The 17852-nt window shown below is 53.9% G+C and carries 12 protein-coding genes; 8 read left to right on the forward strand and 4 right to left on the reverse strand.

Features of this window, described 5'->3' with window-relative positions; translation table 11 throughout:
• Window positions 1-432: 432 nt before the first annotated feature.
• The gene (locus tag CV_RS09110; protein ID WP_011135414.1) at window positions 433-1938 is read left to right on the forward strand and encodes a xylulokinase; all 1506 of its coding nucleotides are present in this window, start codon (window positions 433-435) and stop codon (window positions 1936-1938) included.
• 226 nt (window positions 1939-2164) lie between these two features.
• Here the strand turns inward: CV_RS09110 and CV_RS09115 are convergent, their stop codons facing one another.
• The gene (locus tag CV_RS09115; RefSeq protein WP_043595912.1) at window positions 2165-2539 is read right to left on the reverse strand and encodes a hypothetical protein; all 375 of its coding nucleotides are present in this window, start codon (window positions 2537-2539) and stop codon (window positions 2165-2167) included.
• Between the two features lie 179 nt (window positions 2540-2718).
• On the opposite strand from CV_RS09115, the gene CV_RS09120 reads away from it, so the two are divergent.
• Window positions 2719-3048, forward strand: a complete 330-nt coding sequence (locus tag CV_RS09120) for an Hpt domain-containing protein (RefSeq protein WP_011135416.1) — start codon at window positions 2719-2721, stop codon at window positions 3046-3048.
• A gap of 200 nt (window positions 3049-3248) precedes the next feature.
• Here the strand turns inward: CV_RS09120 and CV_RS09125 are convergent, their stop codons facing one another.
• Both CV_RS09125 and CV_RS23465 read right to left on the reverse strand, forming a co-directional pair.
• A complete protein-coding gene (locus CV_RS09125; protein ID WP_011135417.1) occupies window positions 3249-4082 on the reverse strand; it encodes an alpha/beta hydrolase in 834 nt (277 codons plus the stop codon).
• 49 nt (window positions 4083-4131) lie between these two features.
• On the reverse strand, window positions 4132-4407 hold the full coding sequence (locus CV_RS23465; RefSeq protein WP_140411224.1) for a hypothetical protein: 276 nt from the start codon (window positions 4405-4407) through the stop codon (window positions 4132-4134).
• A 900-nt stretch (window positions 4408-5307) separates the two neighbouring features.
• On the opposite strand from CV_RS23465, the gene CV_RS09130 reads away from it, so the two are divergent.
• Both CV_RS09130 and CV_RS09135 read left to right on the forward strand, forming a co-directional pair.
• Window positions 5308-5976 carry a response regulator transcription factor gene (locus CV_RS09130; RefSeq protein ID WP_011135421.1) on the forward strand — a complete coding sequence of 223 codons (669 nt, stop codon included), beginning with the start codon at window positions 5308-5310 and terminating at the stop codon, window positions 5974-5976.
• Between the two features lie 86 nt (window positions 5977-6062).
• On the forward strand, window positions 6063-9038 hold the full coding sequence (locus CV_RS09135) for an ATP-binding protein (protein ID WP_158303309.1): 2976 nt from the start codon (window positions 6063-6065) through the stop codon (window positions 9036-9038).
• Window positions 9039-9358: 320 nt separating this feature from the next.
• Here the strand turns inward: CV_RS09135 and CV_RS23195 are convergent, their stop codons facing one another.
• On the reverse strand, window positions 9359-9646 hold the full coding sequence (locus CV_RS23195) for a hypothetical protein (protein WP_158303310.1): 288 nt from the start codon (window positions 9644-9646) through the stop codon (window positions 9359-9361).
• Window positions 9647-10511: 865 nt separating this feature from the next.
• Here CV_RS23195 and CV_RS09140 point away from each other — a divergent pair.
• From CV_RS09140 to CV_RS09155, 4 genes are all read left to right on the forward strand, one after another.
• Complete coding sequence (locus CV_RS09140; RefSeq protein ID WP_148206061.1) at window positions 10512-12659, forward strand: hypothetical protein; 2148 nt, start codon at window positions 10512-10514, stop codon at window positions 12657-12659.
• 21 nt (window positions 12660-12680) lie between these two features.
• On the forward strand, window positions 12681-13682 hold the full coding sequence (locus CV_RS09145; RefSeq protein ID WP_011135426.1) for a hypothetical protein: 1002 nt from the start codon (window positions 12681-12683) through the stop codon (window positions 13680-13682).
• A gap of 78 nt (window positions 13683-13760) precedes the next feature.
• A complete protein-coding gene (locus CV_RS09150) occupies window positions 13761-15896 on the forward strand; it encodes a hypothetical protein (protein WP_011135427.1) in 2136 nt (711 codons plus the stop codon).
• Between the two features lie 77 nt (window positions 15897-15973).
• On the forward strand, window positions 15974-17566 hold the full coding sequence (locus CV_RS09155; protein WP_147296191.1) for a hypothetical protein: 1593 nt from the start codon (window positions 15974-15976) through the stop codon (window positions 17564-17566).
• Window positions 17567-17852: the final 286 nt, after the last annotated feature.

Consider the following 17852-nt stretch of genomic DNA (forward strand, 5'->3'; position numbering starts at 1 on the left):
AGGCGTCTCGCTCGCGCCTTTCGGCATGGGTTCTGCCTGGCATGGCTCCGGTCCGGGGAATCGATGGGGCACGGATTTTAGGATAAATCTGAAATGATGAACGGATGGATGGTTTTAACCAGTCTCACTCTACATTCGGACCGACACACCCAGATTCCTGCCGAGACATCGCCTGGTGGCGCGCGAGGCAGGCTTGCTGATCGGGCATCGCAAGAGGATGTGGAGGCTTGAGCTTGCGTGGGTAGGGATACGAGTCAATCTGATTGACTGGGAATTTATTTTGTTGTGGGCTGAAAATAAGCGTGGCTGACAAAACTCAGTTTTACGGCTGAGGCAAGTCGCGCCGACGCAGACAGTACAAGCCTTATGGCAAGTCGGCGCAACGCAGCGTCAGGGGTTTTGTCAGCGGCTCTAAATCCAGAAAGGCGATGCGTGGCTTTTTATATTGCGACGTTTGATATCGGTACGACAGAGGTCAAGGCAGCACTCGCTGACCGAGACGGGGGTTTGCATTTTCAGAGGTCGATCGCCTTGGAAACCTATGGCGATGGCAATGGCCCCGTCGAGCAGGATGCTGGAGATTGGTACGACGCGGTGCAGCGCATTGCGTCCAGTTGGTGGCAGTCTGGCGTGGATGCGCGCAGGGTGTCCGCTATCGTCCTCAGCGGGCAAATGCAGAATTTTCTCCCGCTGGACCAAGATCATGAGCCGCTTCACCGCGCGGTGCTGTATTCGGACAAGAGGCCGCTCAAAGAGGCTGAAGAAATCAATGCCCGTCATGGCGCCGACAACTTATGGAGCGCGCTGGAAAACCCGATGACGGCGGCTTCGATTCTGCCCAAGCTGGTCTTTTGGCGCGCCAGTTTTCCGCAGGCCTTTGGGCGCCTGAGGCATGTCGTGCTGGGGGCCAAGGATTACGTTGTGCTGCGCTTGACGGGGCGGCATGCCACTGACCGAACCAATGCCTCGACCACTGGCCTTTATCGGCCTAAAGACGATGCCTGGCATGTGGAACTGCTGGCCGACTATGGCTTTTCCTTGGATTTGATGCCTCGATTGCTTGAGCCAGGGGAGCAGGTTGGAGGCGTGTCCGCGCTTGCGGCCCGGCAGACTGGCTTCGTGTCCGGCACGCCGGTGCTTTGCGGTTTGGGAGATGCGGGGGCGGCTACTTTGGGTGTCGGCGTGTTGGATGACGAGGACGCCTATCTGCATTTGGGAACGACGGGCTGGCTGGCGCGCTTGACGCAAACCGATCCCGTCGGCGACATGCCTGTCGGGACGATATTCAGGCTTGCGGGGATTATTGCAGGCAAGACGCTGCAGGTGGCGCCGGTGCTGAATGCGGGCAATATTCTGCAATGGGCGTTGACGCTGGTCGGACACCGTCCGGGAGAGGACTGCGCCGAATATTTCCACATGGCGGCTGCCGAGGTTCAGGGTGTGACGGTGCCTGATGGCTTGCTATTCGTTCCGTATTTGCATGCAGAACGGTGTCCGGTCGAGCTGCCGGCGCCAAGAGGAGCGCTCTTGGGTGTCACGGGCGCAACCACCAGGGCCCAGATCCTGCTGGCGGTATTGGAGGGCGCCGCATTGTCGCTGCGTTGGTGTGCCGAGCTGCTGGGCATGGAGAAAGTAGGACTGCTCAAAGTGGTTGGGGGAGGCGCGAGGAGTGAGGCGTGGCTGAGGATGATCGCGGACAATCTGAATGTCAGTTTGCTGGTCAAGCCGGATGCGCATCTGCATCCCCTGAGAGGATTGGCGGCGTTGGCTGCGGTGGAGTTGGAATGGAGCCATTCCATCCAGGATTTCCTTCGAGAAGCGGATCTGCGCGAGCCGGCCTCGAACATTCTGCATCCACAGCCATGCGATGAGGGACGCCGCCGACGGAAATTCGAGCGATTCAAGCAATGCGTCGAAACCTTGGGAAGGTTGGACTAAGAGCGGCTGACAAAACCCCTGATGCTGAGTTGCGGCGACTTGCCGTACGGCTTGTACTGTTTGCGTCGGCAGGCCTTGCTTCAGCCGTAAAACGGGGTGTTGTTGGCCACTCTAAACCACATGGAAAACGACCGCGGCAAGCATAAATGATGCAAGACCGGCAGGATTATTAGCCCATGGCCATGTTTTAGGCGCAAGATATCCCACGGTCTGGATGTCTGTGTCCTTATGAAATCTCTTTTGTCATTGCTTTGAGTAGGTTTTCCAGCGCGCTCTGATTGGCGTCGCGATTGTTTTCGCAGCAAACCGTGATGGCCTTCTCGCACTTGCATGCAATAGCTTCAAGATGATGATCTTGAGCCAGGAAGAGAATTTCATGCAAAGTGCTCATTAAGTTCTCCTGGATGAAGCTGTCAATTCTCTTTTCATTTTGGCAGTGGATTTGTATATAGGATGCACCGATTGGGCACTGTCTCTGCATAGCGTCGCTTGAGCAGTTCGTTACTGTTTCCGACAACAATCCTTTTAGACGGTCGATGTGGATTGCTATCAGAATGCGAATCGCGACATGGCTCATCTTTATTCCAAAGCCGTCTTCCATTTTGAAACCCCTGCATATTTCATTGTTTGACTTTGAGGGTAGTTGAACTACATTCAGAGGAAGAGTTGATGAGAGAGTTTTGGGATTTATCCTAAAATGCCATATTTTGACCGCGATTCCGGAGGTTGAGGCGTACTAGTCACTACTTTGGCGAGGCGCATTCCAAAGGAGTAGTTGTGATGATGAAATCTGAATATGAGGGAAATAATGTCAGCCATTCAGTTTTACGTATGGCAATAGAGAGAATTCAAGCGGATTTTTTGAGGCTGAGCATGTTGTTTGAGTCAGGGGATTATGATGGGATGATAAATATTTCTCATTCCTTGGCTGGGTTGTCTCTTTACCTGAATTTAGAGGATTTGGCTGCATGTTGCTCGGAAATCGAAAATATCTCATTGCGGAGAGATGTGGAAAGGGTCAAGGAGGAAATGGAGAATTTACGTGAAAAAGTGAGATGTGCAATGGATATATTGAAAGATAGAATCATCAGCGAGGGTCAGAAGGAGTAGCGGAGTTTCAGGAGCCTAGCTCCGCGAGAGAGAAGTGTTTGCTGCGCCGAGTCATGCAGATTTCTGCATCCAGGCGTGTGGAGTTTTTTGCTTTGGACGGGCGATTAGGTATTTGATCAGTATAATCAACAGTGAGGTAGTTGAGGTAGCCGAAAGGCTACCCTCATGTTGCAAGTGTTACGCAGGAAAAGATTTTTGATTCATGTCGAGCTATTTTTGCTCATTATCATTCTCATGGCGTTTTTCCAGAGCGCAGCATCAGCATGGCTGCATGTTTGATGGCCTCCTTTTTCGAGGATAAGCCTGGTTTTAGGGAGGCCTGCTGCCTGGTAAAGTTTCTCGCCTAAAAAGAATGGAACAATCTCATCGCTTCTGCAATGTATAAATAGCTTTGGTATGGCAATGCCTTGAATGTTTTTCATGGATTCAAATTTTTGAGTCAGCAAGAGGGAAGGTAGCCATCTATATGGTGTAGTTTCCTTTATGATGTCCGCCATCGATGAGAAACTACCTTCTAGAACCAGATAATCCACCTCGGGGTGTCTTTTTCCAATGTTGATCGCGATGGCGCTTCCTAACGAGTGGCCATAGATGCCGTGGAAGTTTTTTGAGTCGGATAGTGTCTTCAAGTAATCCCAGGCCGCCATCGCATCTTCCGTCACGCTGTTCTCGTTTGGAAGCATTTTAGTGCTTTGGCCAAATCCTCTATAATCTATAGCAAGCACCGAATAACCTGCATTCCATATCTGCAATATCTTATCCAAATCAGTGGCTATTGTGCTTTCGCTACCATGTAAATACAGCATGCTGGCTTCTTTGTTAGGTAGCCACCATCCATGCAGAATGCCCTTGTCTTCGTTTTCCATATTTCTGATCGTTAGCCATATGTCCTTGTATGGCACCCCCATTTCATCAGGAGTGGGGTAGAGCTGATGAGCGGGCTCAAATATCTTAAGCCGCTGCCAATGGTCAAAGAAGAACATGCCTAACAGTATTGTAGCAGTCATCAGGAAAATCAGGGATGCCTTGGTCATGTCAAACTCCGTGGACGCTTTTAAAATTTTCGCGTGAGTGGCTTAATAATTAAGATATGCATGGCTGATTATGTGATGAGCGCCAGTGCATATAATCAGATTGTTGAACTCCTGAATTCTGTGATTCTGCCAATGCTAATGCTCCAGCGGCTGATGCATAGGTCTTATTTTTGCTATCTTCCGGTCTTGTATTTGCAAAATCAGTGCTGATTAAGGTGAGGTGAGGAAGGGCGGTCATTCTTTTCCTGGGTTGCATGTGAGTTTGATGTAATGGATGTCTGTTTTCGATTGCGGCAGTGGAAATGGCTGTCAGGCTTGAAGTCATGGCGGTTTCGTTCTGGGCTTGAAAGACATATGCGAGTTGAAAATATTTAGTTAAAAATAGTGTTGGTAGATGAGTGGATATTTCAAATCCGTCACAAGTTGAATAACTAGCATTGCTCACGCAAAGGGTGGCAAGGGCACGCGGAAATTCAGAACATTCCTAAAAGCAATGCGCGCAACCCTGCAGCTCGTTCTGATGTGGAAGGATGGCGGCAAAGTTGGTTCAGGCAAGTTGATTGCGAATGAAATATGAAAAATGTTCCAATAATCTTTAATTCATATCCTTAAAACATGAAATGCACGTGCTAGGCGTTGCAGGGATTTTTTCTGCCTGAGAAACATTCATCTTCATTTTCGTTAAATTGCACAACTAAATCTGAATAATGAATGTTCTCATGCTTTTTTTGGTTTTATATTGCGTTGCAATAGAACTTGGCGCGGGATGGTATGCCAAATGTTTCACGGGGCATGCTGCAGTTTGTCCGTTATGTGACAGATGCGGTAGGGAGAGGACTGCGTGGGAATGGAAATCATGAAGTCGATGGCATGTGGAGAGGCCGCTCTTCTTGAAATGCAGCTGCTTAATATCGGCGTCTGGCAAAGTCCGTCGTTAGCAGGAAAAAGCTCCCGGATCAAATTTGCATATGAGGGAGCAGGGCTTTCAGGCCTAGAGTGATGATCCTTCATGGCCCGCAGCACAAAAGACACCGCCTTGCGGCTGCGTGTGCATCATCTCCACAATCATCCATTGTGACCGGAGCTCCGTCAGGAGTGGCCCTGAGTTTCGCTATAGTATCTGCGATATTGCCGATTGGATAAATGAGTGGCCTTTCGCTTTTGCATATCGAAACGATGGCTGGGTAGGAAAATATGCAGGAATTGAATAATCGGGAAGACATAAATGGCAGCTAGTAAATCTTTGGTCTTTAAGAATGGCCGGCGGATTAAGGTGGGACTGGTTGATGATCATCCTATTATTCTGTTAGGTTTGGAGCAATTTCTGTCACAGCAGATGGACATAGAGTTGGTTTTTTCTGTTTCCACTATTCAGGAATACTTGATCAGAGTGAAAGACTCTGCACCATGCGATGTGCTGGTGATAGATTTCTCCATGCCAGATGAAGCAAAGGATGGCTTCGCATGGCTTCGCGTAGCTCAGGAAACAGCGCGTAATGCCAAGATAATATTGTTTACTAGTCAATTGTATTTAACAAAGATTTGTCAAGGGAAGAATGTTGGTGTCTGTGAGATTATTTATAAGGGAGACTCTCAGCTGGCGCTATTGGAGTCGATAAGGACCGCTGCTGATATTGAAGGGAGGGTCAAGCCTGAAATGGAGTCATGTGATAAGGAAGCCAATAGGCTAACCAAGAAAGAGTGGGAAGTCTTATTGTGGATAGCGGAAGGGATGAGTGTCAGTGAAATTGCAAGTAAAAAGCAGCGCAGTATTAAAACGATTAGCACTCAAAAACGTTCGGTCATGAAGAAGCTAGGTATAAAAAATGATTTTGGTTTGATGAGTTATTTGGAGCTGGAGGGGATTGCCAAGATAAAAAGGGAGCCCAAGTAAATTTATTGGGAAATGCCTGCAGTAATTTTATATGGGCTTGACTTATGGTGTATGTAAAAAAGGCCATGTTTTTGTTATGCATGACCATGGCGATGGTATTGTCTTGTGCAGTTCATGCGGAGATTTCCTCATGCGACCACGCAGTCGTTGGTGCATTGAAGAGCTGCAATAGTCCTTTTTGCGTGATGGGAAGTAATGGCATTCCCGTCGGACTGGATGCGGATATTTTGAATGAGGTTCTGGTCGGTAGCTCAGCGCAAATTCAATTCCGATTCTATCCGACCTTGCCTGCATTGCGCGATGCATTTTCTTCTGGCGAGGTCAATGTGATTGCGCATGTCGCTTCACATGTTACGAAGGTTAGCGCATGGCTATCTTCTCCCTATGCTTATCAGCGAATTGTTTTGGTATCCAAGAGTAAAAATAGTGAATTTTCTGATTATGCTCATGGCGGAAGTGAGATTGCCATATCCGGCTCACTCTTTCTTTTGGATTATTTTTCCAAAGCTTACCCCAAAGCAAAAATAAAATATTTTGAAAGTGTGTTGCATGGAGTTCAGGCAGTTGCATCAGGAAAGTTGACAGCGTTGGTAACGCTTGAAAGCATGGCGCAAAGCGCACGTGATGAATTGTTATCAAGGCGTGATGAGCTTTATATTCACTCCTTGCTTGTTCCTCAATTGTCAGGTGAGCGTTATTCAATACCTGTTCGATTTGCTGTCTCACCTCGATGCAAGAAGTTGCAGTATATGATTCAACGTGGCCTGGATGCCATCTCCACGGATAGATTGGCGCAGATCCAATCTAAATGGCTGACCAAGCGCGAAGGTGTGCGAGGCAGATTTATTTCCAGCATTGATAAACAATGGCTCGATCGGCATGGCCCCATTCGGGTTGGGCTGCGAAGTGAGCCGATTCCATATGACAGGATCGATGCGCAAGGACGCTGGGTCGGTGTTGCAGCCTCGTTGTTAACGCCTTTTTTTGGTAATTTGAATATTCCATACGAGGTTATTCTATTGCCTCCAAATGTCGATGCTGTACATGCCATGTATGCATCAGATTTGGATATGGTTGTCGCAGTTCCTTATCAACCCCAGATCTTTGATGGCACTGTGATAAGTATCCCTTACGATACGATTGCGTGGGGCGTAGTCAGGCCAGCAAAAAGAAAAGAGACAGGGGTGCTCGCCACTCAATTGGATCATTTCAGGGCGGTCAGTTATCGCGATTTCCAGGCGCCCGGAAAACTGTTGGGGACAGAAACCACTGCACAAAGTCTGCAGGCTGTTTTATCAGGGAAGGCTGATGCTGCTGCGGTAAGTGTAGAGGCGGCATCGGAGTATCTGTTATCTAACTATGCGGGGAAGCTTTACCTGGATGAGCATGTGAAGGGGGAGGAGAAACTGGTTTTTATTATCGCTCCGCATGCGAAGTCTTTGGCGAAGGTGCTGAATCGATATATATCATCTCAGTCACCAGACTTCCTGGATCGTTTGCATAAATATCAGCATTCCATATATATCAAGCAGGGGTATGAGTTAACAGATGTTTTGTGGTATTTATCTATTCCTGCTTTGCTGGTGGTTATTGTTGTAGCTGCTTTGTTGTGGATTAATTATAGAGTGGCGGGGTTCAGGGACAAGGCTAGGCAAGATGCCGTTCAGGCGATGAGGCAGTATACGCTTGCTGAGTTGGAGAGTAAAAATAAGACGGATTTTTTGGCGGCGATTGGCCATGAAGTGAGAACGCCAATGACCGGTGTGTTAGGAGCATTGAATTTATTGAAACATTCTGCATTGACGTCTGAGCAGAAACGGCAGTTGGATATTGCCGCACGCTCAACGGAATTGTTGCAGGGAAAATTGAATGAGTTGTTGGATTTCTCAAAACTGGAATCGGGTGCTGTTGTTCTGAAGTCGGAGTTGATCAATCTGGCGCGAGTGGTGGATTGCGCAGTTGCCTTGTTTCAAGCAGAGGCCAGAAGAAAACAGTTGGGTTTGTTTTCTTTTTGTGAGCCTGGTAAGAACTATTATTGCTATGGTGATGAAGCCTGCATTATGCAGATGGTTTCTAATCTGGTTAGCAATGCGGTCAAGTTTACAGATGCTGGCGATGTGATGGTCTGCACGGAATTCATGGCAGAAGGGCAGTTCAAGTTAACGGTCACGGATACCGGGAAAGGAATGGCAGAGTCTTTTCAGAACAAGCTCTTTACATTTTATAGCCAAGAGAACCCAGAGGCAGGGGTTGGTCTTGGTTTGGGGCTTGCCATTACTAAAAAGCTGATTGGGAAAATGGGAGGGGAAATCACTGTAAGCAGCGAGCCTGGGGTAGGAACGCAGTTCGTCGTTCAGTTGTCACTGCCATCAACGGTACAGCATGAAGAGTGCACTGACAGAGAGTTTGTATCGTTGGAAGGGTGTCGCGTGTGGCTTGATATTCGACACGAGACGATACAGAGATATGTGGAAAAGTGGCTTAGCTATTTCAATGCGGCCATCGTTTCGTCTCCGCCTGCAGATGTGGCAGTGAGTGATGTATCTGATATCGTAATATTAGGTAGAAAGGCATTGTTGATTTCTCGTTCGGAGTTCGACTGCTTTCGACTCGTTGAAACTATTGCTCGCAGTATGGATAAGTTTGAAAGAGCGCCAGGCGTGTGCTTTTCATTGGGAGGGATCAAGGTTGGCGCTGGTAAGCGGGTGTTGCTGGTTGATGATAATGATATATGTAGGAACATTATTCAGGAGCAGCTTGCCTTGGTAGGATTTGCCGTGCATGCCGTCGCGAATGGGAGCGCGGCGATATCCGCGTGGCGTGAGGGGAGTTTTGATCTGACTTTGATGGATTTGAGATTGGCGGATATGTGCGGTTATCAATTGGCGCGTGAAATAAGAAAGACCGATAACTGGATGCAGAAACCGTGTCCATTCTGGATATTGTCGGCCTGTTCGGAGCGAGATGAGCATGAACGCTATGTGGCCGAGGGCATTGCCGGCTTTATTCAGAAACCCTGCACTACAGAGAAACTGGCCGAATTGTTATCGTCGGAGGTGTGATAAGAGTGGCTAACAAAATTCCTGATGCGGCGTTGCGCCGACTTGTCGTACTCAAGTACTGCCTGCGTCGGCGCGCCTTGCCTCAGCCGTGAAACTGATTTTTGTTAGCCGCTCTAAACATCAGGTGGGTTCAGCATCCTTTCGGCGCCGACAAAGCGCTGCGGCACAGAGTGTGCGATATCGAAGCCATGGCGCATTGAATCATGAATAAGCGCAATGGGAAAATGGGCTGACCTGGCATTGCGTCTTTTCATTCTGCAGCAGTTCATTTGAGTTGGCGTGCCGTGCCTCTGACGTGAATATTAGCTGCTCGAAGCGCGTCAAGTTGGATCAGGCACGCCTCCAGCGATCCTGTCCGTGATTTTCCACTTGACGGAAGGCGGGGGAGGCATGGCAATTTCCTGCCTTCCTGCCTTCCTGCCTTCCTGCCTTCCTGCCTTCCTGCCTTCCTGCCTTCCTGCCTTCCTGCCTTCCTGCCTTCCTGCCTTCCTGCCTTCCTGCCTTCCTGCCTTCCTGCCTTCCTGCCTTCCTGCCTTCCTGCCTTCCTGCCTTCCTGCCTTCCTGCCTTCCTGCTCTGTTTCAGGCGGAGTCGAAGCGGGATTCTGCATGAACTTTCTCATAAGCCGTGACTGTTTGGCTGGATTTTTCTTTCCCGATGAATGCACATGCCGAGCTCGATTGGGCAATGCGCGCGACTGGATTCTGGAAGCTAAGCCCCGCTGATTTTGATGCGACTTATTCATCTCATGGCCACTTGATTTGATGTTTTCAAACGGGATTTTATGTGTCTCGATGCTAGGTGAGACGTGATGATTGAGAATGATTTTAATATCATCGGATCGCTCTTATTTTGCTTGTCATCGTAATTTTCTGTGATTTGAATGATTTAAATTTTCTCCAAGTTAAGCATGGTATTCATTGTGTACGCCTTCTTGTGCGAGATTGTATTTCTATTTTCTACACTTGTGTGTGCCGAATCGCTGCTGTAGATGGTGGTGCAATGATGTCGTGGTTTTCTAATGTATTGTGAGGATGGAGGAAACTAATGGATAAAAGGAATTTGTTGGAGAATGCCAGTCTCAATGGCTTTCATGACCGTGTTTTTTCATTTGTCGAGGGTAATGGATATCAGGTCCAACTCCATCGAGGTGAGAAGGTGGACGGTTGGGTAGTGGGCCAAGATGGAAATGGCGTGTATGCCTGCAATTACCAGAATTCTGGATTCCCAGAAGGAAGTGGAGACCAGGTGCGGGGAGGCATACGATTGTGTGTGGATGGCGTCCCTGGTTCTATTTTCTATGATTTGGGCGTGTTGATCTCTGGGCAGTCATATGAAGTTAAATGGCTCGACACTCTGGATCACCATCATGGAAACAGGGAGTTTGATGGATACACAGTCCGTATCGATACGCATAACGATGGCAAGACTTCCCCATTCGGTTGGAGGATAATTACGAAGCACGAAATAACTGGATGGAGAATTCATTTTTGTTCGTGCCTAAATCCACGGTTCGATATTGTGTGACATTCAGAGGGAAGTCACCCAACATCAACATCAAACGTGGGGCGATTATATCGAATGTTCGATTTTTTATGCCCAATCAATTGTCGGCTACTGATATTCAATTGGCGAGTCAGCCGTTACAGCTTGCTTATGATGTCTCGACAAATCTTGCGAAGTCCTCTTCCGTATGGATATTCCGAGTCTTGAACAGCAGAGGTGAATCTCTGGATGGCCAGCCCGCCTTTTTTCATCTGATCGGAGAGGATGTCCATTTTTCAGGGATTGGCGCGGGTGAGCCATGGAAGGCGACCATTCATGGGGACCTGGTCGAGTTGCCTCAGGGTGTGGTGTTGCTGCGAGGCAAGACGGGCGAGCATTCTCTTCTGGTCAAAGTAGGCGATTTTTCTAAACCATTTCCGATCACGATCGTGGGAGATGACCAACATTCCGATTGGCAGCTGAAATTGGAGGAGGGGAAACCTAGTACGAATTTAAGCGTGGGTGGATCATTCCTTTTTGTTTTTTCCCTTAAATATAGGGGCGAAGCGCAAAAAGAGAAAACGTTGGAGGTAGCGGCGGCCAACGCGGACCGCCTCGAACCGCTGCCGTCGAAACTGGTCACGCTGGAAAACGGGCAGGCATCTTTGCCGGTAGTCGCAACGAAGCCGGGTAAGGCGGAAATTACCATCACCCATGCGGCTTCCGGCTCGTCCATCAAGTTGACATTCGAGATTTCGGAGGCGGTGGCCCGGCAATATCTGCTGGAGCTGCTCAAGCCCGCCAACAGGAAGCTGGCGGTCAGCCGGCAGGACGCGGTTCAGATCCAGGTGTCGGATGCGAAAAGCAAAACGCCGGCCAGCGGAGCCATCAAGGTCGTTGTCGTTCCGGATGCCGCCCATGACCTCGCTGGGATCGAGTGGATGGCGAAGACGGTTGCGACCCGGAACGGCATTGCCGAGTTTCTGGCGACGCCGAAGGCCGTCGGCACCAGCCATGTGGTGTTTCAGATCGATCCTGCGGGGCTCGCCGCTCCGCTGCCGGTCGCGCTGACCGCGCAGACAAACGCAGGAGAGACGCAGCTGACGATTTCACCGGAAACGGTGGATTTGCTCCCCAACAGCGTGGATGACAAACATCCGATCCACGTGTTCTTCGATCCGCCGTTGGCGGAACCCCCCGCAACCATCGGCTTCAAGGTATTGGAAAGCGGCAGTTCGCTGCGGGTGAGGCAGGGCACTCTGCAATGGCTGGCCGGCGAGCTGAAGGTCGGCAGTGGCGGCGAGGCGATTCTCCAGTCCTTGCAGGTGGGGGCGGAGGCGCCGGGAACGACGCTGCATATCCAGTTCAGCGTCCCAGGCTCAGACGCGCAGCCCTGCGTTTTGAACGTGACGATCGCGGCGCAGGCGCAGGCGGCGAAACTGATGCCGCCCGGCATCGCCACCGAGGCGCTGCCCTTGATCGCCGACTGGCGCTCACTGATCAGCCTGAGCGGATGCTATGTGCTGGTGGATGGGCAGCAGGCAGGCGTTTCGGTGGAGTTCCACCTGGTGACGGAAGTGGAAAAGCTCGTCGAATTCGCCGCGCCGGAGACGCTGGCGGACAGGCTCATCCGCACGGTCAAGACCAAGGCCGGCGGTCGCGCCGCGTTGCCGGACATTGTGTCCGGCGATGGTGTCGGCAAGTTTCACGTCGATGTCTACCTGGTCGGCAATCATCATCGTCTGGGCAGTTTCCATTTCAGCGTGGAGCAGCCGCGCCCCGCCCAGGCGGTGGTGTTCAGCGACGATCCATACGCCCACCTGCTGCCTGGCCGCACCTTCAACTCGGATTATGTGACGGTCTATTCGGACCTGAACCAGCGCACGCCGTTGCACGGCGGCACCGTTCAATTCGATCTCGACGATTCGAAGTCCCGCACCGGCAGTCGATTCGCTCTGGCCAATGGAGAGTTTTCGCTGCATGCCGTCGCGCCGATCAATCTGCATGGCCGGGCGGTGATGCCGGATATCCGGGTGGGAGAGGAGGCTGGCAGTTTCGACGTCAGGGCGTCGGTGTCCACCGCAGAGGGCTCTCCGCTGGTCACCAAGACCAAGACCTACACCATCGCAACCTTCTGACGACAGGGAAAGGAGTCTGGCATGGCCAACAGTCTTTCCGTCGTGGGCGGCAAGGAGATCTATGACTTCGACGCGGGTTCGCTTGCCCAATTGCAGGTCAGGGTGACGGACTTGGCGACAGGAGACGGCGTGCCGCGCCATCGGGTGGGTTTTTACATCCCGGCATACCGGCAGGGCGTATCGCCCGGCTTGTTGCGCATGGATGACCACAGCGGCGGCGACGGCACGGGAGCATTGGGCGTCGATACCGACGACAGCGGCTATGCGACGGTCAGGATCGTCGCGGGCAGCAGCCGCGACAAGGCCGTGCTGCACATCGCCATCGATGGCGCTCATGACGGCAACGAGCGGATTTCGTTGTTCCTGCTGCCGGTAGAGGATGAGCCGACGCGGCGGGTGGCTCGTCTGATCATCGTGGCGGGCGATAAGCAGCTGGCGGTGGTCGGCGGCGCGCCATTCTCGCCATTGCAGGTGTTGGCGCTGGATGGCGGCAATCAAGCCGTGGAGGGCGCGCGGGTGCGTTTTTCAGTCTCCCCTGGCGCTGACACCCTCCTGGCTTCCGCCGATAGGGAGACCAATGCCGCGGGGATCGCCGTCGCTCAGTTAATGTCGGGCATGAGGGGGGAGCGCCTTTCGGTGACGGCGACCTGCGGCAAGGCCGAACCCGTGGTTTTCAATCTGGCGCTGGCCCCGCCGGTCTCACAGCTGGAGCTGGTGGCGGGCCCGCAATCGGCCAATGTCTTCCTCGGCAACGCGGTGGCTTGCCAGGCGACGCTGAGAACCCGGGATGCCAATCCGCAGCAGGGGTGGCCGTATGCGCATGGCCGGACCCAGGTGCCTGGCGGCTGTTTGAGCCTGGAGTCCGGCGGGAACGGGGTAACGGATGGGGATGGCGCGCTGCGGCCGACCGCGTTGGTACAGGCTCGCCGGGACGCCAGGCTGGGCCCCTGCTCAGTCGATTTCCAGGTAACGGTGGGAGACGCCACCTTGTCCGCCAGCGCGCAGCTCACCGTGATCGCCTGATGACAGCGGTGCTTGTCGTCTGACATCGAAACGCCGCGTGCGCGCTGATTTTGAAAGACTTTTCGTAAAGGAATCATCATGGCTATTACGCCCATTGCCGCCAAACAGACGGATTGGAAAGCGTCTTCCACCACGGCAGGCCTGGCCTCGCTCTATTTGATGCCGGACGGCTCGGTTTGGGCCGGCCGGGAAGGGCAAAAGCGCGGGCAACTGGGAGAGGCCTATCAAATCGAGGCCGGCGGGACGAAAAACACGGTCCTGCTCCCTTATCCGTCTTATATCGCCATGCCTGGCGATGACACGCCGGCACCGTCGGCGCGCGCCATACGCGCCGACGCCGACGGCAAGATATGGGTTGCCGAGAGCAGCTATGGCCTCCTGTACCGCATCGACCCCGGCAAGCTGTCCAGTGGCCGGGGGCAGGCGGAAATCGTTTACCAGAGCCCGGATGGCCGCAAGGGCGGCGGCGTGCCCTTCCAGTTCGGCGGCCTGGCATTCCAGCCCAAGTCTCCCGCCACCGGAAACAAGGACCTGGTCTGGGTTTGCGAGCAGAACCACGGCATGCTGTACGCATTTGACGCGGCGGCGGCGCCTGGCTCGGCGCCGCTGGTGGAGCTGCAGCTCAAGCAGGACAAGGTGGTATGGCTGACCTCGCCGATATTGCAGCCCGGCGTCGAACCGGTGCTGTGGCTGCTGCTGGTCGATTATCAAACGACCGAGGCGATAGGCGCGGCCAGCCAGTTGGTCAGCGTGCCGGCGAAAGTCGGCGTGAAGGTGAGCGACTGCAAGTTCACCGCCGCGCCCCAGGCGATGTCCATGGCGCTGCGGGATCGCGCCTTATATGTCGGCGACAGCAAAGGCAGGGTACATCGGGTCGATACCAGTGCTCTCGGACGCTCGTTGCAGATGCTTGCCACGCTGGAAGCGCCGGCGCTGTTGCTGCACATGGCGGTGGATGGCGGCGGCTACCTCTGGGTCGCGAATGCCGTGGCCAAAGGCATGCTGTACGTACTGTCGCCCAGCGGCGAGATGATGGCGGCGCTCAGCCTGAGCCGCGGCGCCACCGACGTGCTCCCCGGCGAGCTGGCCTGGAACGCCAAGGACGACACGGTTCTGGTTGCCGACGTCGGCGACAACGGGCGGGTGATGCAGGTTACGCTGGAAGGCGTGCCGATCGGGCCGGTTGGGCCGGACGGCAAGGCGCATTACACGATCTCGGCAAATCCGGACCATGGTACGACGAAGCCGGGCGCGGTGTTCGCCGCGCCTGATGGCATCAAGCTGGAAGCCCGTTCGACGCTTAATGACAAGCCGCCGATCGCGATTGCCGCGAGCCTGAGAGTGGACCCGGCGGAGGCCGGCGGCCATCTCGGGGCGGACGGCCTTCGTCGGAATGTGCTCATTCCAGCCGCCGGCTACGCGCTGAAGGACCTGACCGCCGGCGACAAGGGGAGCCAGATCAAGCTGATCGTCAGCGGACGCGGCTTGGAAGACAAGGTGGTGTTTGTCGGCGATATCCACGCCCCGACAACCAGCGTGTCATTCGATCCCAAAGGGCCGTTGCGCATCGTGCAAGGCCAGACTGTCCGTTCCTCGGAAAATGTCATCGTGACGACGAGTCCGAACGATGGCCGCTCTATCGAGGTGACCATCGGAGCCGGCGCGTATTTCGGCAATGAGGCGAATCCGGAGAGCAACAGAAAGGTGGCTAGCGGCATGCATCTGCCGGACATCACGGCGGGCAAGATCGCCGGCCCGGTTCTGGTCACGGCGAAAAGCGATGAGGCCTCCAGCCCGCTGGTGGTGGACGTGGTGCCGCTGCCGAAAACCATTTATTCCAATATTCAGGGCAATGTCCATATCACCCACTTTGCGCAGGCGATCGGGGCGATGGCTTTCATGGTGCAGGGATACAAGGAGCTCGACAATGCGGAGTCCGGCGAAGTGCCGGTTCCTTTCTGGCCGGTGCGAGTCGAGATCGCGAAAGAGTCTTACGACTTGGGCATCCGTTTCAAGGATACCGGCAAACCAAACAGCACGCAGGTGCGTGAGTTCGTGACGAACGAGAAGGGCGTGGCTACCTTGCCTCCCGACAGCATGACAGTGCCCATGGTTTTTGGGCCCGTCACGCTGGAATATCAGGCGGCCGTCGATTTGCAAGGCAACTACATGGACAAGGTGAAGAAAACGGCGACGTTTTACATCATCGCCTAGCGGCTAGCCGATGCCGGCGGCGGTTGCCGCCGCCGGTCCTCCTGGCCGGAAAGGCAAGGCAGAATGGGAGCGATGTCATGAGATCGTTTGCAAAGCCGCGCAGGCGCGCCGCGTGGGGCGCCGTCGCCTGTCTACTCGCGGGGCATGCCATGGCGGCGCCGTCGCTGAATGAGAGCGGGCCGGAGGCCGCCGCGGCGCTGAGCAGGCTTTACGATCAGTCGGTTGAGGATTGCGGGGGCGAATATGCGGCGCCGCATTGCTCGGGCGTGTTGTTCAAGCCAGGGGCGGCCGGCTCGCCGGCCTGGCTGCCGGGCGCGGCGGAACGGCTGACGCATGGGGTCGGCGCGCTTTTTCTGAGGCACGATCTGGGCCGGGCGGATGCCGGCTATGGAATGGTGTGGGGACATTCGTCAGGCGAGCGGGCAGCTCCGCTGCATGTCGCCTGCGTCTGGCCGTACGCGGTCGGCACCTCGGATAGCCGCGACGACTACGGTTGCGGCAAGGTGTCCGCCACCCCCGCGCAGCGCCCGGATACCGATTCCAGCTCCTGCTTCGGCCTTGGCGTCATGGATCGCGCGCAATGGCTGGTTGCGTATGACAGCACGGGCACGCAGCCGTGTTCGCTGAGCGCGCTGGTGGCCGGACGCTTCGCCGACGCGATGCATCTCAACAAGCTGGGCCGTATCAAACAGGCGCCGCAACTGTGGTTTCGAGACTGGCCCGCGCCCGACAAGCTGCCGGTCATGGCCTTCGCGTATTGGAAAGGGGCGGAGGCCGGCAAGGAGAAGGCTGTCGACGACAGGGACGATTTTGTCGCCGAGTCCGGGCGCTTGCTGCCGGTGCTGGAGTTTGATCCGTCCTCGCCGGGCCAGACCTTCATCTTTCACGCGGCTGACAATCCCGAGGGCGCGCGCGCCGGGTCGCGAGCGGAGAGGGTGGCCGCCAGACTGCAACGCCGCTTCGACGACACTTCGCCTCGTTGTCCGGACGGGGAGCCGGCATGGCTGTGCTCCGGGCTGATCATGCGGGCGACTGCCAATTATCCCTTCACGCCTAATCCGAATAATCCCATCGCTTCGTTTTCCTATCTGCGAAAGGATGCCGGAACGGTGAATATGTTCAAGCACCAGGGCATCATTCTCAAGCCGACTCCCGACTTGATGGAAAGAATGGCTTGCCTATATCCCATGGATGCCGACAGCTGGGCCACGCATGGCCGGATCGCCGGACATTATTACTGCAACACCCCGCTGCTGTCGCCGCATGATGAGGCGCATGGCGATTATAGCTCGTGCCATGCGGCGGGCATCGCAGCCCAGGGATTGTCCGGCAAAGAAATGTCATCGCGATTCCACGCAAAGTATTCGAGCGACCGCGATGCTCAGTGCTCGTTCAGCGTCAGGGACCCGAATCAGTTCTATGCGGGCATTCTGGCCACGGTTTACAACAAGGTGTATTTCGGCTGGCTGGATTGGAACGAGTTGATACTCAAACCTTGGAAATCGGAGGCGGACGTTCCCGAGATCGAGGCTTTCTTCTATTTCAAGGGAGATTCGGGCGCCAAGAGCCTGGCGACGAGTTATGTCGGCAAGTACAAGCGACTGACGGGGCGGGACGTTCCCGCTTTGGCCGTCGATTTCCCGCACGACCGGATCGAATTCGAAAAGTGAGACAACTCGTGGCGCCGCGGAGGCCGGCGCCGAAAAAACATTGAGACGTCTCATCGTATTTTCCGCAAGCAATGGCTTCTCTTCAGTTTTCTTTTCATGCCTGCTTTTCCCGGATTTTTCTGAAATCTTTTTCCTTTCTTTGATAAATGCCGAACGGACATCTCTTATATCGGGATGCCCGCTCGCGCATCCATTTTCTTTGCGATGCCGCCGGAGGAGTGTTCCGGCTCATCGCGTGGCGGCATTCCAAATTTCCAATTATTGAAGGGCGATTTCAATGCGTACC

It is taken from the genome of Chromobacterium violaceum ATCC 12472, from assembly GCF_000007705.1.
GTDB classification, from domain to species: domain Bacteria; phylum Pseudomonadota; class Gammaproteobacteria; order Burkholderiales; family Chromobacteriaceae; genus Chromobacterium; species Chromobacterium violaceum.